The organism is Paenibacillus sp. MZ04-78.2, assembly GCF_024213375.1.
GTDB lineage: Bacteria > Bacillota > Bacilli > Paenibacillales > NBRC-103111 > Paenibacillus_G.
On sequence record NZ_JANAVJ010000035.1, the window covers coordinates 34,948 to 54,924 of the forward strand.

21 protein-coding genes are annotated in these 19,977 nt (G+C 54.8%); 3 read left to right on the forward strand and 18 right to left on the reverse strand.

Going from position 1 to position 19,977, the window contains the following annotated elements:
* Positions 1-11 precede the first annotated feature (11 nt).
* From NLX71_RS20335 to NLX71_RS20350, 4 genes are all read right to left on the reverse strand, one after another.
* Positions 12-941 (reverse strand): ABC transporter permease, encoded by a 930-nt coding sequence (locus tag NLX71_RS20335; RefSeq protein WP_254365613.1) that lies wholly within the window; start codon positions 939-941, stop codon positions 12-14.
* 2 nt (positions 942-943) lie between these two features.
* Positions 944-1,879 (reverse strand): ABC transporter permease, encoded by a 936-nt coding sequence (locus NLX71_RS20340; RefSeq protein ID WP_254365594.1) that lies wholly within the window; start codon positions 1,877-1,879, stop codon positions 944-946.
* 102 nt (positions 1,880-1,981) lie between these two features.
* The gene (locus NLX71_RS20345) at positions 1,982-3,634 is read right to left on the reverse strand and encodes a peptide ABC transporter substrate-binding protein (protein ID WP_254365595.1); all 1,653 of its coding nucleotides are present in this window, start codon (positions 3,632-3,634) and stop codon (positions 1,982-1,984) included.
* A 418-nt stretch (positions 3,635-4,052) separates the two neighbouring features.
* On the reverse strand, positions 4,053-5,141 hold the full coding sequence (locus NLX71_RS20350) for a DUF3900 domain-containing protein (protein WP_254365596.1): 1,089 nt from the start codon (positions 5,139-5,141) through the stop codon (positions 4,053-4,055).
* 221 nt (positions 5,142-5,362) lie between these two features.
* On the opposite strand from NLX71_RS20350, the gene NLX71_RS20355 reads away from it, so the two are divergent.
* Entirely contained in the window at positions 5,363-5,974 is a 612-nt protein-coding gene (locus tag NLX71_RS20355) for a DedA family protein (protein ID WP_254365597.1), read from the forward strand.
* Positions 5,975-6,025: 51 nt separating this feature from the next.
* Here the strand turns inward: NLX71_RS20355 and NLX71_RS20360 are convergent, their stop codons facing one another.
* The 7 genes from NLX71_RS20360 to NLX71_RS20390 form a co-directional block, all read right to left on the reverse strand.
* Positions 6,026-6,646 carry a superoxide dismutase family protein gene (locus tag NLX71_RS20360; RefSeq protein WP_302058365.1) on the reverse strand — a complete coding sequence of 207 codons (621 nt, stop codon included), beginning with the start codon at positions 6,644-6,646 and terminating at the stop codon, positions 6,026-6,028.
* A 250-nt stretch (positions 6,647-6,896) separates the two neighbouring features.
* Complete coding sequence (locus tag NLX71_RS20365; RefSeq protein WP_254365614.1) at positions 6,897-7,568, reverse strand: GNAT family N-acetyltransferase; 672 nt, start codon at positions 7,566-7,568, stop codon at positions 6,897-6,899.
* 34 nt (positions 7,569-7,602) lie between these two features.
* Positions 7,603-8,466 carry a carbon-nitrogen hydrolase family protein gene (locus NLX71_RS20370; RefSeq protein WP_254365599.1) on the reverse strand — a complete coding sequence of 288 codons (864 nt, stop codon included), beginning with the start codon at positions 8,464-8,466 and terminating at the stop codon, positions 7,603-7,605.
* A 5-nt stretch (positions 8,467-8,471) separates the two neighbouring features.
* On the reverse strand, positions 8,472-9,203 hold the full coding sequence (locus NLX71_RS20375) for a class I SAM-dependent methyltransferase (RefSeq protein WP_254365600.1): 732 nt from the start codon (positions 9,201-9,203) through the stop codon (positions 8,472-8,474).
* Between the two features lie 143 nt (positions 9,204-9,346).
* Positions 9,347-9,904 carry a fibronectin type III domain-containing protein gene (locus NLX71_RS20380; protein WP_254365601.1) on the reverse strand — a complete coding sequence of 186 codons (558 nt, stop codon included), beginning with the start codon at positions 9,902-9,904 and terminating at the stop codon, positions 9,347-9,349.
* Positions 9,901-10,194: a hypothetical protein gene (locus NLX71_RS20385; protein ID WP_254365602.1), complete on the reverse strand. Its 294-nt coding sequence runs from the start codon at positions 10,192-10,194 to the stop codon at positions 9,901-9,903. Before NLX71_RS20385 ends, NLX71_RS20380 begins: the two co-directional genes overlap by 4 nt.
* Positions 10,195-10,520: 326 nt before the next feature.
* Positions 10,521-12,131, reverse strand: a complete 1,611-nt coding sequence (locus NLX71_RS20390) for a diguanylate cyclase domain-containing protein (protein ID WP_254365603.1) — start codon at positions 12,129-12,131, stop codon at positions 10,521-10,523.
* A gap of 130 nt (positions 12,132-12,261) precedes the next feature.
* Here NLX71_RS20390 and NLX71_RS20395 point away from each other — a divergent pair, with 130 nt between their 5' ends.
* Positions 12,262-14,409: a DNA topoisomerase III gene (locus NLX71_RS20395; protein WP_254365604.1), complete on the forward strand. Its 2,148-nt coding sequence runs from the start codon at positions 12,262-12,264 to the stop codon at positions 14,407-14,409.
* A 26-nt stretch (positions 14,410-14,435) separates the two neighbouring features.
* Here NLX71_RS20395 and NLX71_RS20400 read toward each other — a convergent pair whose 3' ends face one another.
* From NLX71_RS20400 to NLX71_RS20430, 7 genes are all read right to left on the reverse strand, one after another.
* Positions 14,436-14,792, reverse strand: coding sequence for a hypothetical protein (locus NLX71_RS20400; protein ID WP_254365605.1), 357 nt, complete (start codon positions 14,790-14,792; stop codon positions 14,436-14,438).
* Positions 14,752-15,654 (reverse strand): TIGR01777 family oxidoreductase, encoded by a 903-nt coding sequence (locus tag NLX71_RS20405; protein WP_254365606.1) that lies wholly within the window; start codon positions 15,652-15,654, stop codon positions 14,752-14,754. Before NLX71_RS20405 ends, NLX71_RS20400 begins: the two co-directional genes overlap by 41 nt.
* A 217-nt stretch (positions 15,655-15,871) precedes the next feature.
* Positions 15,872-16,693, reverse strand: coding sequence for an alpha/beta hydrolase (locus NLX71_RS20410; protein ID WP_254365607.1), 822 nt, complete (start codon positions 16,691-16,693; stop codon positions 15,872-15,874).
* Between the two features lie 38 nt (positions 16,694-16,731).
* Positions 16,732-17,073: a bacillithiol system redox-active protein YtxJ gene (ytxJ, locus tag NLX71_RS20415; protein WP_254365608.1), complete on the reverse strand. Its 342-nt coding sequence runs from the start codon at positions 17,071-17,073 to the stop codon at positions 16,732-16,734.
* Between the two features lie 22 nt (positions 17,074-17,095).
* A complete protein-coding gene (locus tag NLX71_RS20420; RefSeq protein WP_254365609.1) occupies positions 17,096-17,602 on the reverse strand; it encodes a metallophosphoesterase family protein in 507 nt (168 codons plus the stop codon).
* 150 nt (positions 17,603-17,752) lie between these two features.
* Positions 17,753-18,028: a hypothetical protein gene (locus tag NLX71_RS20425; protein ID WP_254365610.1), complete on the reverse strand. Its 276-nt coding sequence runs from the start codon at positions 18,026-18,028 to the stop codon at positions 17,753-17,755.
* 66 nt (positions 18,029-18,094) lie between these two features.
* Positions 18,095-18,883: a TIGR00266 family protein gene (locus NLX71_RS20430; protein WP_254365611.1), complete on the reverse strand. Its 789-nt coding sequence runs from the start codon at positions 18,881-18,883 to the stop codon at positions 18,095-18,097.
* A gap of 266 nt (positions 18,884-19,149) precedes the next feature.
* Between NLX71_RS20430 and NLX71_RS20435 the strand changes: the two genes are divergently transcribed.
* Entirely contained in the window at positions 19,150-19,467 is a 318-nt protein-coding gene (locus NLX71_RS20435) for a winged helix-turn-helix transcriptional regulator (protein WP_254365612.1), read from the forward strand.
* Positions 19,468-19,977: the final 510 nt, after the last annotated feature.

Consider the following 19,977-nt stretch of genomic DNA (forward strand, 5'->3'; position numbering starts at 1 on the left):
GATGCTTCAGGCTATTTGCGCATTCTCGGGTCCAGCGCATCCCGCAATCCGTCGGCCAACATATTGAAGCCCACCATAATCGCAATAATGATCAAAGCCGGAAACAACAGCAAATAATAGTTCGTGTTTAGTGATTGATACCCCGTATTAATGAGCACGCCGAGCGAAGCCATAGGCTCCTGCAGCCCCAGACCGATAAAGCTGAGGAACGCCTCTGTAAAAATCGCCGTGGGAATCGTGAACATCGTATTGATGACAATGACGCCGACCGTGTTCGGAACCAGATGCGTCAAGATCAGGCGCGAGTTGCTTGCCCCCAGCGTACGGGCGGCCAGCACGAACTCCTGCTCTTTCAGCTTCAATATTTGCGCACGCACCAAGCGGGCCATGTTGACCCAGCCGGTAATGACCATCGCCACAATGATTGTGAAAATGCCCGGCTTCATCGCCATCATCAGCAGAATGACGACAATCAGGCTCGGCACGCTGACCAAAATTTCGATGATCCGCTGCATGATCGTATCCGTTCTGCCGCCAAGCAGCGCCGAGACGGCCCCATACGCAACGCCGATGCACAGATCCAGTGCCGCCGCCAGCAGGGCGATAAATAGCGAGATGCGCGTGCCCTGCCAAATTCGGACCCACTGGTCGCGTCCGAATTTATCCGTGCCGAGCCAATGATCGGCGTTCGGCCCTTGGTAAGCGGCGCTGTAATTCGTATCGAAGTACGTATAATGGCTCATCCAAGGGCCAACCACGGACATGAGACCAAGGAAAAGAAGAAGGTACAGACTGACAAGCGCTCCGCGGTTTTGGCGCAGCCGCCGCCAGCTTTCCTGAAACGCGTTCAAGGGAGGACCGGATACGCTCTCGCTCTCTTGAGGATCGACGGTGGTCGGGACGAACAAGCGGTCCAGCTCCCGAGATTCGTAATTCAGCATAGTCACTTCTCCCCTCCCGCCAGACGGATTCTCGGGTCAATGACCCGGTACAGCAGATCGACGATCAGCACAATCAGCACAAAAAACGCGCTGTAAAAGATCGTTACGCCCATAATCGTCGTGTAATCGTTCATTTTGATGGCATCGACAAACAAACTGCCGATCCCCGGCACGCTAAATATGCTTTCAATGACCAGCGAGCCGGTCAAAATATTCACGGTAATAGGACCCAGAATCGTAACGACGGGAATCAGCGCATTGCGGATCGCATGCTTCCATACGATGGCGAATGGGCTAAGCCCCTTGGCTTTCGCCAGTACGATATAGTCCTGCTGCAACACTTCCAGCATTTCGTTGCGGACAAACCGGGCGATCAGCGCAATGACAATCAGCGATAACGCAATGGAGGGCATGACGGAGCTGGAGTAGCTTTTCCAAAAAGCGACCGGCAGCAGTCCCCACTTCATCCCGACATAATATTGCAGCAATGCGGCAAAGACGAAGTTGGGAATCGATACGCCGATCACCGCAATGAACATCGCGAACGCATCCCACATCGTATTATGGCGGAGCGCTGCGACCACGCCGAGGATCAGACCAAGCGCAACGCCGAGCACAATCGCCTGGACGCCGATAAGCGCGGACGGAACAAGGCGGTTCACGATAATGTCCAGCACCGGCTGGCCTTTATAAAAAAAGGAAGTGCCCAAGTCAGCCCGCGCCAAATTACTCATGTAATTCACATATTGCTTCCATACCGGCTGATCCAGGCTATATTTGGCATAGATTTCCGCTTTCGCCGCAGCCGGCAGCAAAGCCAATTTTTCTTCGTCAAACGGCGATCCCGGCAGCTGCTTCATGAGAAAAAACGTCAGCGTCGCAATGATCCACAGCGTAATCAAGATGTAGACAGCCCGAATGGCGATATATTTTTTCATTCCTGCACCTCTTTGTACCGTTCTTCACACCTTCACGCCACGTTGGCCTACAGAAAAGGAGAGAAAGAACCCGCTTCCTCTCCCGATCCTCATGATTCAACGTTATTTTTTGGCCGCGTATTTGAAATCCCACGACGCGCCGTAGGGATGATAAACAAGTCCCTCGATATTTTTTTTCTGGAGGAAGGCGTAGCCTTTATAAAATAACGGCGCCACGACAGCATCCTCGCCGACCAGCAATTTCTCCGCCTGCAGCAGCATTTCCGCTCGCTTCGCTTCGTCGGCTTCCTTCTTCGCTTCCACAATCAGACGGTCGTACTTCGGATTGTTGTAGTTCCCGCGGTAAGGCGTGTGGTTGATCCAGAGATCCAGATACGTCATAGCGTCGTCGTAATCGGCTCCCCAAGCGGTGACGGCCATCTGATAGCTGCTGTCGTCCATCAGCTTGTTGCGGGCCTTCTTCGGCATCGACTCGATCACGATCTCCGCTCCGAGATTTTTCTTGAATTCGCTTTGCAGGAACGTGCCGACATCTTTATTCACCGTGTCATCCATGACGAGCAGCTTGATTTTCGGCGCGTGACCGAGTTCCTTCATCCCTAGAGCCCACAGCTCCTTGGCTTTGGCGATGTCCGGCGCAGTCACCTTTCCCTGCATGTCGCGGAACGACTTGCCGCCCGCTCCGTTCATAAGATCGGGGATCAATCCCACGGCTCCCTTCGACCCGTTATTCAAAAGCTGCTCCAGCACCTTGCTGTCATAAGCCAATTGAAGTGCTTTCCGGATGTTCGGATTGGATACGTCGTCCGCTTTCAAATTAAATTGTAGATAAGTCGTCGCAAATTCGATGTCGGAGCCGAATTCGGGACTCGTTTTGTTAGCGCTCACATCGGCCGACGACAGATTCACCCGATCCAGCTCCCCGACCTTAAACAAATTCAAGGCTGTGTTCATTTCTTTCACCACTTTAATATTGACTTTATCCAGCTTCACCGAGCCGTTGTCCCAGTAGTTCTGGTTTTTCTCCAATAACGCGCCGCCGGCCGGATCGAATTGGGTGAGCACGAAAGGCCCGTTGTACAGCATATTTTCCGGCTTCAGCGCGAATTCTTTTCCTTTTTCCTTCACGAATTTTTCGTTCAACGGATAATACGGAATAAAGGATACTAAGCGGAGGAAAAAGGGCGTCGGATTTTTCAGCTTGACCGCGAGCGTCTTGTCATCCTTCACCACAATACCGGAGACATCGGCCGCTTTGCCTGCGGCGTACTCCGCCCCGCCTTCAATATAATCCGTCAAAATAAAGGCGTACCCGCTAAGCGACGTTTCCGGCTTCATCGAGCCGAGCCACGCAAATTTGAAATCCGCCGCCGTCACCGGGCTGCCGTTGCTCCATTTTACGCCATCGCGCAGCGTAAAGGTGTACGTTAATCCGTCTTTGGAAATATCGACCCCTTTGGCCATCGCCGGCTGCGGCTCGTTTTTTGGGTCCAGACGGTACAGCCCTTCGTTAACATTGTTCAGGATGGCGAAGGAAACATTGTCGGATGCGGAAAACTGGTTCAAATCCGTAATTTCCGTTTCCATAGATAAGGTGATTGCTTTCCCGCCGGCCGTTTGATCCCCATCCTTCGAGGCGGCTTGGCCGCTTGACGATTCCGCGCCTTGGGGAGCATCGCCGGTAAAATTACAGCCGGACAAAATCATACTGAACATTAACAATAAGCTAACGAAACAAAAAGTCCATTTTTTCATGCAAAACGCCTCCGGATTGATCATTTGATCATTTTCGTGTTTGCCGCTTCCAAACTAAAATTGACCTATGCCTGCTCCTTTCTCTTTATTTTCTCCACTGTCGTTAATAAAAGAATAGGAAAACCGCGTTTCTAAATAAGTAAACCTCATAAAACAAGTAATTAAGCGATTACATTTCGTTCTTTTATTACCCCCGTGTTAGTAAAGAAGATATTACCATCGATTTCCGCTTGAAGTCAATCGTTTTTCTATGGTTGCGGACCGCTTGCCGTGAAGCGCCGCACATTACCGTGTGACCAAGCTCATTAAAAAAGCTGACGCCGGTTCGTGACCGCGTCAGCCCTGATTCATGCTTCCCTCTTCCCTTTTTGGTCCAAGCTTATCTTGCCACGGAACGGCCCGCGCAAAGCCCTTTCGTTTACGCATACATCCCTTCGCGTTCTTCCTCCGCCGCTTTCCGCTTGAGCCGCTCCATCAGCGATTCCAGCGGTTCCGGAGCCAGCAGCTCCACCGGCGAAATTCCCCGGTCGAATTGCAAATCGCCCTCCAACACAACGACGTAACGGTCGCCAAGCTTGGCGATATGCAGCCGGTCGCCGAAATCGGCCAGCAAGGCGCGAACAGACATGTTGCCGAGCTTGAGCTTCATTTCGAGGTCGGGCTTTTGCTCGACCATGACGGACGTCGCTTCCATCACCTGCGATTGATCCCATTTCTCTTGCAATTCGCGCTGTTCGCCGCATGCCCACAGCTCCATCGCCTCAAGCTCCCGCTCCTTGGCCTCCGGATGGTCTTCGAATACCTCCTCGACGTACTGCTGCACGAAGCCGAACACCTGCTCGTTCATCAGCTCGGGCACGGACTTTTCATATTCGACGTATTTCAAAAAATCTTCAAAATACCGGGCATGCGACGACTGGTGGATTTTCAGCTCCCACAGCTCCGTCATCCCCGGCTCCGGCATATAGGGATACATGATCGACTTCATATTTTTGGCGTTGATCGCCATCTCAACTTTATTGAGCAAACTCCGCTCGTCCGTAATGCGCGCGATCTTTTGCTCGAAGTCGCATTTGAACACGAACAAGAACGGCTCGTCGGAGTATTGACTGAGCCTTGCGCGCACGATAAACATGGCCCCGCCGCGAATCGCGCTGGCATCCATGTAGGTCGTGACGAGCTCGTCCGCATGGCCCTTGAAATGCTCAAGCGTCTCGGCGGCGCGCAATCTGGCGAACAAGTTGTAATTCGGGTTGCTGTCCAGGTCGTACCCGGGCTCGACCGCGAAACGGCCGATTTTGGTCGGCACCTGTTCGGCTTTGGCATGACGCTCGGCCTTGCGCTTCGCCGTCTTGGCGAACTCGCCGTCCAGAAATCCGCTCAGCTCGCACGCCGCGTAATCGTCACCGTCCATGGTGACGTAGTGCTTGCTGCGCTTGCCCGGCGCTCCGTCTTCCCCGTCCACTTGAATGACAAAAAACGAAATATAGTCAACGTCAAATCTCATCTTGAGCGTCCTTTCTATCGTATCTGGATCAAGCCGTAAAAGGCCGAATTTTAGTATACTACAAGCCCGCCCCCTGTCATAGAGGCAAAAAGTTCGAACCTGGTTCCCGCCGCCAGCCGAGTCCCCTTGTTACGATCATTCATTCAGAAATCCTTCCGAATTGTATTTTGCTTGGAAAATCTAATATGATAAAAGGAGTACAGAGATAAGGGGAGATAGAGATGAACCTATTGCATGTCGTCCAGCAATTGTTTGAGCAGTACGGATATTTCGTATTACTGATCGGTATACCGTTGGATTTTATTGCGCTGCCGATTCCTCCGGGAAACAGCACCTTGGCCTATACCGGTTTTTTGTCGTTCAAAGGCGTGCTCACTTCGCTCCCGGCCTTTGCTGCTGCGCTGACGGGAGCGCTCATTGGCGTGACCGTGACTTATTGGATCGGGTACAAGGTCGGCATGCCGCTGATCGAACGGTTCGGCAAATGGCTGTCCCTAAAACCGACCATCATAGAGAAGACGCGCCGTTACTACGATAAGTACGGGGACAAGCTGCTGCTTATCGCCTTTTTCATTCCCGGCATCCGGCAGTTCATCGGGTATTTTATCGGCATCATCCGCATCCCTTATCGTAATGTTATCATCTACGCGTATAGCGGCACCGCGTTATGGGTCACTTCGTTTTTTTTGGTAGGCTATGTTTTCGGAGAGCAGTGGGAGCAAATGTTTATGCTTATCGAACGAAATTTGAAGGTGTTCTTTATCGTATTGGGCTGCGCCGCGGTAGTCTTTCTCCTGTTTCGGTGGTTTAAACGCGCGCGTAATAAAGCATGAATGCAAAAAAAGCGAATCGACGGAACGCTTCGCCGCCGACTCGCCGCTTGGTTAACGGACCACGCCGCAGCCGATGCGCCCGCCCGCATTGCCGGCGGGGTCCGACTTAAGATCGTCCGCCTTCTCATGAATGACGAACGCCGTACCGCCAGACTTGCGGAGCGAATTCGGCTGCCCCGGCTCCAGCGTCAGCTGTTTGGCGACGAAATCCGCCTTGACCTTGCCTTGTTGATCCGCTTCTAGATTCGGAAGGTCGCCCGTATGCGGTCCTTCCGGATTGTTTAAGCCGTGCTTCCGGGCCTCGGGATTGAAGTGCGCTCCGGCCGTAGTAAAGTCAGGCGCCTCGCATTTGCCGGTCTCATGCACGTGGAAGCCGTGCGGTCCCGGAGACAAGGACGCGGCTTCCAGTTCAATCCGCACGCCGCCTCCCGACCCGGCCGGTGTCAGCTTGGCCGTTCCGATCATCGTTCCCTGCTTGCCCAGGATGTTCACCTGAACGGCTTCCTTCGCTTCATTCGCCATTACGGCGGCGCTGTCTTCCGACTGCTTCGGCTCATGCCGCTGCTGCGGCTTCTCCGTTTGTCCGAACCAAGCCCGCAGGTCGTGCTGACAGCCGCTAAGCATAAGCAGCGACACCGTGGAAATCGCCGCCGTTTTCCATCTCGTTCCCAAAGATTGCACCCTCCTTAACGTTCCACAAGCTACAGTAGACCATTGTTTACCAAAACCGGAGGCCATAAACGTCCTGAGGCTAGTTCAGTTCGAGGAGCGACATGACTCGTACGGAATGAAAGCGGCGGAGCCTGAGCAATGGAACTGCGAACGCAAAGGAGACCTTGCCGCGCTTGTGCGGAAAGGTCTTGGCGAGCCTTGGAGTATCGTTCACGGGCTGCCGAGCGGGCTAACGACTTCATCCCGCCGGTCAGACCGTTTCTTGCCGCTTCGCGCTGAGAAACGGATTGCGCCACTCCATCAGCATCGCGTAATTCAGGGATTCTTCATCTTCCAAATAATCGGAAACTAATTTCACCGGCGTTCGGCCGCACCGCAGAAGGAACGTCAGCACCGGGTCTTTCCGCTCTCCTTCCAGCACGCTGCGCACGTAGTCTTCGGCAGTCATCTCCCCGGATACCCGGTGATACCCGGGCAGCCGGCCGCCGCCGAGCAGCCGCTCCAGCTTCAGCTCGACGACCACCTCGTACATGGAGAGCATCAGCCATTTGCCGAGGCCAAGCTTCCGGTAAGCCGGACGCGCGCAGATGTCCACGATATACAGCGTGTTGCCGGACGGGTTATGGTTGCGGATATACCCTCCGTCGGTAATCCCCTCCCATGTATGATCGGCATGCGCGGGATCGAAATCGACCCGCAGACCCGTCACCGATGCGGCCAATTCGCCGCCGATCTCCACACAGAGCGCGCCTTCGGGAAACCGTTCGACGTGATTCCTGAGCTGCTCCTCGCTCCACCACAGCTCCGAAGGAAACGGCGGCGGAAAGCTTTCCTGCTGAATCCGAATCAAGCCGGCGAAGTCCCGTTCGGTGTAAGAGCGGATCGTCGCCTTAACGGGACGGTCTCCGTCGAATACGTACATGTCTTTCCGGTACGAGCCCACAGCCGTTCCTCCCTTACTTCCAATCCGGATACAGATCGGTGCGCCGGTCTCTCCAGGTCGTAACGGAGCCCTTTTCCCGCACCTCGTACAGCAACGCAAGGTCCAAATCCCCGGTAATGATCATATCGTCGTTGACTTCCCCGGCCGTCATCAAACCGCCCGGCGGGAACGGCACATCGTTCGGCGTAATGATCGCAGCCTGCCCGAAATTGCCCCGCATAAAATCGACCGTCGGCAGCGAACCGACCGTACCGGTCGCCACGACGTAAATTTGATTCTCGATCGTCCGGGCATGGCACGTATAGCGTACCCGGTGGAAAGCGTGCCGGTCATCCGTACACGACGGGCAGAAAATAACGTCCGCCCCGCGAGCCCGGGCCATCCGGACGATCTCCGGAAACTCCATATCATAGCAAACGAGGATCGCGATCCGTCCTTTATCCGTGTCGAATAGTTGAAGTGCATCGCCCGCCGCCATGTTCCATCCTTTTACTTCCCACGGGGTAATGTGCAGCTTGCGCTGCTCGGCGATCCGGCCGTCCGGATAGAACAAAAACGCCGTATTGTACAACCGGCCGGTTTCTTCAATAATGTGCGTTCCTCCGATCAGATGCATGCCGGTTTCGCGGGCCAAGCCCTGGAACAGCTCCTTATACTGCCGCGTATATTGCGGCAGCTCCCCGATCTGGAGCGCTTCGCCGCTCCCGTCTCCCCGGCCTATGGACATGAGCTGGGTCGTGAACAGCTCGGGGAACAGCACGAAGTCCGATTCGAACTCCTCCGCCGTCCTGACATAGCTCGTCACCTGCGCAGCAAATTGTTCAAAGCTGCCAATCGTATGCAAATGGTATTGTACCGCCGAAACCCTCAGCTTCATTGAAGTCATCCTCCCGTTCCTGTTTCGTCCGTTTCTCCGGTCCCCTCCGGCAATCGTTCTTCCGACCGTTCTTCGATCGGATCGAAAAATAAAATATGCGGCTTCTTCAAGCACCAGGTCGTCATGCACCGCAGGTTCTCCACGTTCACCGTCTTCAGCGGCTCCACCTGTAAAGCATGATGCTTTTCCGCCGTGCGCTCCAGCAGCCCGGAGTCGGCCAGAAACCGCTCGCTACCGTCCGGCAGCACATAGCGGCCGCCGCCAAGCGGACGGATGCGGTCCTCCAGGCCTTCGCCCGAAGCGAGACGCGCGAACAAGAGGCCTCCTGGCTTCAACACCCGCCAAAGCTCCGATACCATCTGCTGAAAATGGGTTTCGCTTTCGGCAAAATGAAGCACCGCACAAGAGATGACGACGTCAAACGTATCGTTGGCGAAGCTCATTTTCTCCACCGGCTCCACACGAAAACGCTCTTCCGGCGGAATACGCTCCCCGTCCGGCGCAAACTCGCGAGCCAAAGCGCGGACCGCTTTCACCGCTTCGGCCGACCGGTCCACGGCCCACAGGTCGTAGCCTTCGCGCAGAAAATGGACCAGATTGCGTCCATTCCCGCAGCCTGCATCGAGCAACCGCATCCCGGGAGCGATTCTCCCTTTCAGCAGCTGGTCGAACAAATAAATATCAATATTTCCGAACTGCTCCCGCACGTTCATGCTTTGCGCTTCACTCGCTTCCAAATGGTGGCGTTTGTCCGATCATTATATCACAATCTCGCACCGGACGGCATCCGGCAATGCGGTGGACGAACCCGCTGCGGCACATTCCGGTAAATAAAGCAAACCGGAACGTTACCGTTCCGGCGGAAGGAAAAAATGAAGTCTTACCCGGCGACTTTGTCCGCCACGAACTTCACGTCCGTGCCGTCGATCACGCCGTCATTGTACAAATCGTACATCCTGTCGTACCCCGGCTGTCCGACACGCGTTGTGAAGCCAGCGTTCAAAAAGCCGGGCCAGGCCTGCAAGCGGAATGCCTCCGTCGTTCCTTGAGCCGCTTTCGTCTTCACCGTTGTCGCCGGATTATTCGGGCTGACATTGCCTGCCGCATCCACAGCTTCGACGGAAAATGTATACGTCGTGTCCGACTGCAATCCCCCTATGTCATAGGAATAGACGCTGCCGTAAACGGAGCTCGCGACGCTGCTGTCTCGGTAAATCCGGTACCCGGTCGCTCCTTGTGCCGTCGTCCAGTTCAAAGTCAGCGACGACGACGTTACGTTCGACGCGCTTAGCGTGCTGCCCTCGGGCCATACCGGCCCGCTCGGCGCAGGTGCAACAGTGAAATTGGTGATATAACTTGATTGTAGCCCCACGTGATCCCATGCCAAAATTTCCAACTTATGCTTGCCAATGCTCAGCCCTGAGGTCGGTGCTGTCACGGTATTCGTCTCCGCATTGTAGTTTGAGTTAAGCCTTCATCACGGAACTTGACAACAACGCCCGGCTCGATGGATAGTGTGACGTCACCATAGATGAGAACAGTTGTCGTCACGATGTAGGGACTGCCGGCTTTAGTCCATACCGTATCTTGGCCGATATTGCCAGATATTTGCGTGCCTGTTCCGGATGAAGCTTGGGGCGGCTGAAGTTCTTCCGCCGATCCAGGGGAAGCAAAAGCAACCAGTGCGAGCAAAAACAAAAACAATGCGCTGATCGATAGCTTTTTCATGAAGATCCTCCTCTTGGTTTTGGATTTTCCGTCTGAACCAAGATGCGCGAATCTAGCTAACTCCGGCAACGCTTAAGCGATGAAAATCTCCGCACCCCCTTTACTTCACTATTCCCCCAAATAATACCACTCGTTTCTTCCAGAGATAAATAGTTTTTTGCTAAAGAATTCTAAATATTTCAACAAAAATCGCCGCAAAAAAAGAATAGCGCTCCCGCCCCCGGCGAAAACGCTATACGAACAGTCTATGTCGATTTTCCGGACGAGCTGGAACAGCTGACGATGAAGGAAATCGCCGAACGCGCCGGATATCCGAGCGTCAGCTACTATAACAAGCGACCGGCAGCTCTACTTGCGCCGCTAGTCCCGGCGCTCTCCGGTCGGTTCCCCGGCTGATAGCTTTCGCTTCGGTTTCGTCCCTCCTGCTTAGCCCGGTACAGCGCCTTGTCCGCCATGCCGACCAATTCGAGCGGCGAGAGCCCCGCATACGGAATGGACGAAGCAGTACCAACGCTGACGGTGACGTACTCGGACGCCGACGATCCGATATGCCGGATGCGAAGCGCTTCCACTTCCCGGCGGATGCTCTCCGCCACGCCGGCGGCTTGCAGCCCTCTGCATGCCGTCAGAATGACCACAAACTCCTCTCCGCCATAGCGGGCAGCGAGACCGTCCATGTTGCCGACGACTCGTTGCAGAGCGCCTGCAACCTGTTTCAGACAAGCGTCTCCGCCTTGATGGCCGTACGTATCGTTATACGCTTTGAAGCAATCGATGTCGAGCATAATGACGGATAGCGACTGCGAATACATCGCCGCTTTGACCCAGGCCGCATCAAGAAATTCGTCGAACGCCCGGCGGTTAGCTACTCCGGTCAGCCCGTCGCGGCGCGACAACTGCTCCAGCATGCGGTTAGCCTGCATCATGGTCTCTTCAGCCCGCTTCGACTCCGTCCTGTCGACGATGATCGCCAAATAGCCAAGCAAGCGGTCCCCGCGTTCTCTCACTTCGCTGAGCATCAAGTGGACGTGAAAGCGTTCTCCGCCCCACCGGACGAAGGTCCATTCCTGTTCATGGCCTTTCCCTTCGGACAAGCCTGCCACGAACACCTCCAGATCATCTACCGTTCGTCCTAAACGACGCTGCAGCTCCTGTTTTTTCAGCGCAAACTCCTCAGGCTCCACGATCGTGCCTGGAACCCGCCGTCCGATGGCTTCGTCGGCAGGAATTCCGAACATTCGTTCCGCTCCGGGATTGAACACTTTGGCGACACCGGCCGGGTCGGTGAAAATAATCGCAACGCCGGTCGCTGAGCGAAAAATCGCTTCCTGCAGCGTAAACGACCGCCGGTAGTTGGCTTCGCTTTCCTCCAATTGATAGACGAGACGGTTGGCATCGGTCAAATAGCGGATCAGGTAGGCAACGAACAGACCACCGGACAAAATGACCGCGACAAAATAAAGGTTTACCTTCCAGCTTTGCCATCCGAGCAAGAAGAACAAGCTGGAGGTGACGACTCCAATGCTTGCCGCGATGGAAAACAGCCATTTTTTCCAATAATCCGTAATACGCTTCGCTAGGATGCCGCTGATCAGGCCGAGAAGCACGGCTGTCGTGGCTGCCGTCAGAGAAGACGGAGTCACCCCGAACATCGCAATCCGGCCGATGGCGATGATCACACCCGTCACGGCCGAAGCGTAGATCCCTCCGAAATGCGCCGCGATAATGGCAATCTGCCGAAAATCAAGAATCGTCGTCCCGTCGAACCTGACGCTGAAGAACATCAGTAAAATGCCAAAAAACCCGTGCGCCCCTCCGATAGCGAAACGCAGCTTAGCGGGTAAAAACGGCTTCCGTTCATGGTTGCGCAGGAGGCGGCTTGACAAAAACATAAATGCAGTTAATAATGCCAAATTAGCGATGAATAATTGGAACACAGGCCGCACCCCCTCTATTTCTCTGTGCTGTCGATCATAGCAGACGCGTATTAAAAAAGTGTTAGGACTTTCGTGCTATTTTCGTGCTATTATGTTATGACTAAACGACCCCCGTTGAAAGGAGCTTGTTATGAAATCACTCGTATTAGCGGAGAAGCCGAGCGTCGCCAAGGAAATCGCGCGCGTTCTGGGCTGCCAGCAGAAGCATAAGCATTATATGGAGGGCCCCGGTTATGTGGTGACCTGGGCATTAGGGCATTTGGTCACGCTGGCCGAGCCCGAGGAATACGATCCAAAGTATAAAAACTGGAATTTGGAGGATTTGCCTTTGCTCCCCTCGCGGATGAAGCTGAAAATCATTCGTGAAACTACGCCGCAATATAAGGCCATCGCGCAGCTTGCGAAGCGCGGCGATCTGGAGCAGCTCATCATTGCAACCGACGCCGGACGCGAGGGCGAGCTGGTCGCCCGCTGGATCATGGAGATGATTCGTTGGAAAAAACCGTTCAAGCGGCTCTGGATTTCCTCGCAAACGGACAAGGCGATCCGCGACGGCTTCGCCTCGCTGAAACCGGGGCAAGCGTACGATCCGCTGTACCGTTCCGCCGTTTGCCGTGCGGAAGCGGATTGGCTGATCGGACTCAACATTACGCGCGCCTTAACCTGCAAACATAACGCCCAACTGGCAGCTGGACGCGTGCAGACGCCGACGCTGGCAGCGATGATGGACCGCGAGCGCGAGATCAAATCGTTTCAGGCGAAGGACTATTGGATGCTGCGAGCGCAGTTTGGCTCGTTCCAGGCCTTATGGCGGAGCCAGGCTCATCCGGACGGACGCCTGTTCGATAAAGCCGCAGCCGACGCGCTGCTCGAACGCTTGAATAAGGCGCGGTCAGCCAAGGTTGCGCAGCTTAAAGTTACAGAGAAGAGCGAGCCCCATCCGCTCGCCTACGACTTGACCGAGCTGCAGCGCGATGCCAACAAGCGGCACGGCTTTACCGCGAAGCAGACGTCAAACGTACTCCAGCGGCTGTATGAGCAGCACAAGCTCGTCACGTACCCGCGCACCGATTCGCGGCACTTGTCCTCGGACATGGTCTCTACGCTTCCCGACCGGCTCAAGGCTTTGAACGTCCAGCCTTACGCGGCTTGGATCAAACCGCTGCTCTCGAAGCCGCTTCCGGTCTCCAAGCGCGTCGTCGACGATAGCAAAATATCGGACCACCATGCGATCATTCCGACGGACGAACACCCGCAGCTGCACAATTTGACAGCCGAGGAGCGCAAGCTGTACGACCTGATCGTGCGCCGGTTCATCGCGTTATTCACTCCGGCATTCCGCTATGACGAGACATCGGTGACGCTGGAGATCGGAGGAGAGCATTTCCACGCCAAAGGGCGCATCGTGAAAGAAGCGGGCTGGAAGGCGCTGTATGAGGCAGGCGCATCGACCGGAGCGGACGAGGACGACGAGGCGGCCGAAGACGAACCGGCCTCCCGGCAAACGCTGCCCCCGCTTCAGCAAGGGATGGAGCTGAAGGAGTTCCGGCTCGGCCAGCACAAGCAGACAACCAAGCCGCCGGGCCGTTTCACCGAGGCAGCGCTGCTTGCGGTGATGGAAAAACACAATCTCGGTACGCCGGCAACCCGCGCCGATATTATCGAGAAGCTGCTGCAGACCGATACGATCGAACGCCGCATGAATACGCTCCAGCCGACCGGCAAAGGCGCCCAGTTGATCGAGCTCGTCGTGCCCGAGCTGCGTTCCCCGGAGCTGACAGCCGCCTGGGAGCAGGAACTGGAGCGCATCTCCAAAGGCAAAGGCGACGCCGGCAAGTTCATAGAGAGCATTCGCAAGCAAACCGAGGCCATTGTCCGCGAGGTTAAGGCGAGCGAGGCGGAATACAAGCCGCATAATCTGACCCATTCCCGCTGCCCCGAGTGCGGCAAGCCGCTGCAAGAGATCAAGAGCAAGCGGGGCAAACTGCTCGTGTGCAGCGACCGGGAATGCTCATATAAACGGGCCGCGGAGCCTGCGCTTTCGAACAAGCGTTGTCCGCAGTGCCATAAGCGGATGGAGATCCAAACGGGCAAAGCGGGCAAATACGCGCAGTGTCGGTCATGCAACGTGATCGAGATGCTCGGCGAATCCGGCGGCGGACGCGCGGCCAAGCGGCAGCAAGCCCAGCTTGCCAAGCAGTACAGCGATAACGTTTCGCTCGGCTCCAGCCTGGAAGAAGCGCTGAAGGCCGCGATGTCGAAAAATAAAAAAGATTGAAGCCGCATTTGGCTTCAATCTTTTTTTTAGCGCATATGTTCCACCATCAGCCGAACTTCCCGCTCATAATATACTCGCAGCTGCGCTTTTTCCTGCTCCGTAAACTGGTACTCGCAGTCTCTTCCTTCGTCCTGCGGAACGATTTCGACGATGTCTCCCCGGCGCGTACAGACGATGAGCGCTCCCAGTTCAACGATCCCTTCCGGCGCCTCGCTGTCCTCCGCCAGCTCCATACTTACTTCCACATCGATCCACTGCTCGCCGCGCACCTCCGCCCGGGAATGAAACCGCGCGAACCGCAGCTCGCGGATGTCCGGGTTGCCGTATTCGATCATCTCGCGTTCATCCTTTCTTGCCGGACCGTACCAGATTTTCGAGCGCATGATCGATCACCGGATAGTTATACCGAAATCCGAGGTCGGTGACGACTTTCGGAAATACTTTCTGACCCTTCAACAAAGGCTCGGACAATTCGCCGAACAACGCTTTCAGCACAAATGCCGGAACCGGAAACCAGTACGGCCGGCGGAGCGCCTTGGCCAAGCTGCGTCCGAACTGGTCGTTCGTCACCGGAATCGGCGCCGTCCCATTGACCGGCCCCTCGATCTCTTCATGCTCGATGCAGAACTCAATCATCCGGCACAGGTCTTCAATATGAATCCACGACAAGATTTGCCGGCCGCTGCCGACCCGTCCGCCGACACCGAGCTTAAACGGCAAGCTCATCTTCGGAAAGGCGCCTCCGTCGTTGCCGAGCACAAGTCCGATCCGCAGCAGAACGACGCGCGTATCAGGGATATGCTCCGCCAGCATCTCCCATTGGTCGACGACGCCGGACAAAAAGTCCTCCACACGCAGTTCGCTTTCCTCTATGAACGACTCTGTCTCCGACGTGCCATAGATCGATATCCCGGACGCATTTACCAACACAGGCTTTTTATCCAGCTGTTCGATAAGGGCTTGGACGCGGTTAACCGCGTCCAAGCGCGATTCCAGAATCCGCTTCTTGGCTTCCTCCGTCCAGCGCTGGTTGATCGTTTCCCCGGCCAGATTGACGATCGCGTCGACACCCTCCAACGGTTTTATGTTACTTTCCAGTTCATCCCATGTCATATGGCGAATCAACGGATGATCCGAACGTCGCTTTTTCCGTGAGATGAGGATTACCGTATCTTTTTTTTGTAAAAACAACTGGGTCAAATGTTTGCCGACAAAGCCGGTCCCCCCAGTAATCGCGACCTTCATGAATGTTCCTCCGCTTACACTGATATCTTATTGACATTCATTATATCGGAAATCGCTTCGTGAAGCCATGCCGCGCCGAAAATATTCACTTCCCCTTCTACTCCTGCGAAAATTTACCGCGGCGAAGAGCCGGGCACACCAAAGCCCGCCTGTCTCCGGCGATGAAATGATCCATTTCATCCACCGAAGACGGCGGGCTTTTCGGCGGCGCCGATTCTCAAACCGTCGTGGTGTGCTTTGGCGCCGATCCGGCAAAATAACGTTCGATGAAGCGGAGCGCCTTAGGCAGGTGCCCTCCGAAGTACTCCCAGTTATGATCCCCTTCGAATTCCATATACTCGTGCGGGTAGCCAATTTGCTCCAGCAGCGCCCCATAAGCGGAGTTGAGCGGGAATAACGAGTCCGAAGTCCCGCAGTTGAAATGAAGCGCGGGCCGGACTTCCTCCTTCACCCTTCGTGCAGCCAGCACATGCAAATCCAGCTCTTGCGCATAAGGCCCGTGCACGGGTCCGATCATCCGGCACACTTCCGTACGAAGGAACGCTTCCGACATAAGGCCGACCGACATGAGCGCGCCCGCGATACTGGCTGCCGCCCCGAAGAGATGCGGATTGCGCAGCGCCAGCACGAACGAGCCGTAGCCGCCCATAGACAGGCCGCAGAGAGCTCGATGGGAAGAAGCTGCAATCGTGCGGAACTCGCGGTCAATTGCCGGAATAAGATCGTACAGGAAATAATCCTCGAAGCGTCCCGAGCCGTCAAACCAATTGACGTAAAACGTGCCGTGGCCGTAACCTCCGTCGCTGACCATCACTACGATGCTCTCGCGAAGGTCTCCGGATGCCATGAGCTGTCCGATCGTTTGCTCGGCGTTTCCTTTCACGCTCCAGCTCGTTTCGTTCCCGTTTAGCCCGTGAAGCAAATAGATAACCGGGTAGCGGGTGTCCTCAGACTCGTTATAGCTCGGAGGAAGATAGACGTAGCATAGTTTGCGCGCAAACAACGCGCCGGAAAAAAACGCTAGCGGCGTCACTCCCATTGCGGTCGCTCCCCTTTCCTTAGCCTTAGCTTACGGCCTTAGTTCAACGCGGCAGTCATGCGTTTTTCGTTAATATTCCAATGCGAAGCGTCCCAGACCACTTCTTTGTTCTTGATATATAACAGTTGCGGCGAAACGTGCCTCAATCCCGTATCCTCGGCAATTTGGTTGGACACCGGACGGGACTCGATGACCTTGACCAACACATACTCGACATCCGGGTTCGGCGTTTTGCTGAGATAAGCTTCGGATTCCTCCAGCGCGATGAAACTGATCGAGCATGCCGTGCTATGCTTGAGCACAACGATCGGTTGTTCCGTCGTCGCCGCAAAAAGCTGTTCCCATTCTTCATTGGTTGTAATTTCTTTCCACTGTGCCATGCCGCTTCCTCCGTCTCCTGAATCAATTGGTTTTGTCAAAAAAATAATGGTCAGCCTCCACCCGGTCCCCGAGCTGAAGGATACCGTAGGAATACCGGGGCTGCCGGCGCTTGTCGGTCGGCGATCCGGGATTGAACAGCAGCATGCCTCCGCGTTCTTCCTTATAAGGGATATGCGAGTGGCCGAACAGCACGATGTCCGCCGTCCCTTTCCCTTCCGCTTCTCGGAAGGATTCGTAAGCCGTATCGGGCGTAGAACGACCGCCGTGCCCGTGTACCATCCCTATGCGGTACCCGCCGAGCTCAAGGAGCTTGCGGCGGCCGAAGCGTCTAACGATGTCCATGCCGTCGTTGTTGCCGGCAATCCCGTCAACCGGGGCCAACGCCTCAAACAGATCGCACACGGCCTCGTCCACCCAATCTCCCGCGTGCAGGATCAGATCGACCCCCTGCAAGCCTTGAACAAGCGGCTCCGGCAGCGCCCTGGCCCGACTGAACATATGAGTATCGGATACGATTCCGATGCGCATGGCAGCTCCCGCCTTCCAATGACATTGATTTCTTCATTTTACCATACAACCAGGGGAAAAGAAAAAAAGCACCACGAGGGTGCTTGCCGTATCGAACCTGGAAACCCGCGAACAATCGAGGTCCACGGGTCGTTCGAACAGTCCGCCGGTTTAAGCTTGCGGAGTACCCGCCAACTCAAGCGCTTGAGACGAAATCTTTTCTTTGAACTTGGACATGCAGTTGCACAAAAAGTCTTTGCGGCAAATTGGGCAAGGCTCTTTCAGCAGCCGGTTAATATGGGTTGGCGTGACGTTGCCTGCCGTATCCTGTTCGTAAATAAGACGGCAAACCGTCCGATCCTTCAATTGTGCTACGATTTCGAACAATCCGTTTTTCGAATTGTGACTGACGATTTTGGCATCGATGACCTGTGGTTGGTACGCCATCTACAGCACCTCTTTCAACGATATAGTGAGCGGCAAAAATTATCGTACTATCGATCATATCGTTTTTTAACGGTCGCCGTCAAGCAGTTTCCCGACGCCGCCCAAAATGCTGCCCTCCTCCTTGCGTCCGCCCGTCCGCGCCGCGCTCATCACCCGATCCGCCAACCGGCTGAACGGCAGCGACTGAATCCACACCCGGCCCGGTCCGCGCAGCGTGGCGAAGAACAGCCCTTCGCCGCCGAAGATCGCCGTCTTGATGCCTTTGACGAATTCGATGTCGTAATCCACATCCTGCGTCATCGCGACCAGACAACCGGTATCCACACGGATCATTTCGCCCGGGCCCAGCACTCGCTCATAAATCGCCCCGCCCGCGTGAACGAACGCCAGACCGTCGCCTTCAATCTTCTGCATGATGAAGCCTTCCCCGCCGAAAAATCCGGCGCCTAGCTTGCGCTGAAACTCGATGCCGACCGAAACGCCCTTCGCCGCGCACAGAAACGCATCCTTTTGGCAGATCAGCTTGCCGTTCAGCTCCATCAGATCCATCGGCAAGATGCGGCCTGGATAAGGGGAGGCAAAGCTGACGCATTCCTTGCCTGTGCCCCGATTCGTAAACGCGGTCATGAACAAGCTCTCACCCGAAAGCAGCCGCTTGCCCGCGCCGAACAGCTTTCCGACGAAGCCTTTGTTCTGGTCGCTGCCGTCGCCGAAAATCGTCTCCATCTGAATGTTCTGGTCCATCATCATCATCGATCCGGCTTCGGCAAAAACAGTTTCTCCCGGGTCAAGCTCGATCTCGACAAACTGCATTTCCGAACCTATAATCCGGTAATCTACTTCATGTGCATTCATGGACGATCTCTCCTTTTAGAGGGCTTGTACCTGTTTCAAAATGATGGACTACAGTATCATTTTTTTCGCGTTCGTCGACAACGGTGCACCGTACATGGAAGGTTCCTCCTGAATGATGGTATGATTTTCATGAAAGTCCTATCGCTGTTATACTTTACTTTATTCGATTTTTCAACTCTATTTTGCGACAAAAAACGACAAAAACAAAAAACTTACTTTTGTCAAGTAACTTATGCTAAAATGAACAGTAAGAAGAGGTGAAAACGATGACAGATCATCCGCATCATTTATGTCCCAAGTTCGAAGCCGCCTTTGAAATTTTAGGCAAGCGCTGGACCGGTCTGATTATCCGAGCATTATTGGGAGGGCCGTGCCGCTTTAAAGATATCTCCGAGATGATTCCCGGGATGAGTGACCGCATGCTTGCCGAACGCTTCAAAGAGCTGGAAGCCGCCGGATTAATCAGCCGGCACGTCTATCCAGAGACGCCAGTCCGGATCGAGTACGAATTAACAGATAAGGGAAAAGCACTGGAACCGGTCATGAATGCCGTTCAAAAGTGGGGAGAAACGTGGGTCAAATGACCCCGTTTCTTGTCATTCTCTCTCATGCTACAATGGAAGAGGCGTTAATCGTGGTGGACAGGCTCGGCCTTCAGGTGGCCGGGGAATAGAACATACGGTGCCCGCACTGCGGGCATTTGATTTTCATATCCAGCGAGGCACATAGCAAGCAAGATGAGCTCGTCTAGCTCCATGCTTTTATGTACGACTCCGGATCGGTCAACAAGCAGCCTTGGCCGGCGACCAAAGCGCGTTTCGTTCGTCGATGCAGCTGCGACTGCGGCGTTCCAACTGTGCATGGATTAGCATCAGCATACCTCCATGGCATTGTTCGCAAGAACGAACAGTTATCCGTTTCCGTGCCGGTTTCTCCGCATCTTAAGGCTTTCTACGATTTCGATTATGAAGGACATTCATTTAAAAAGTAGCAGCTGCGTATTTGATTTTTATTAAGTTTCTGTAACTATTCAGGTATCTTATAAACGCCCAAAATCTCTGCTGTACGCGGCGGAGATTTTTTTGTAAACTTGT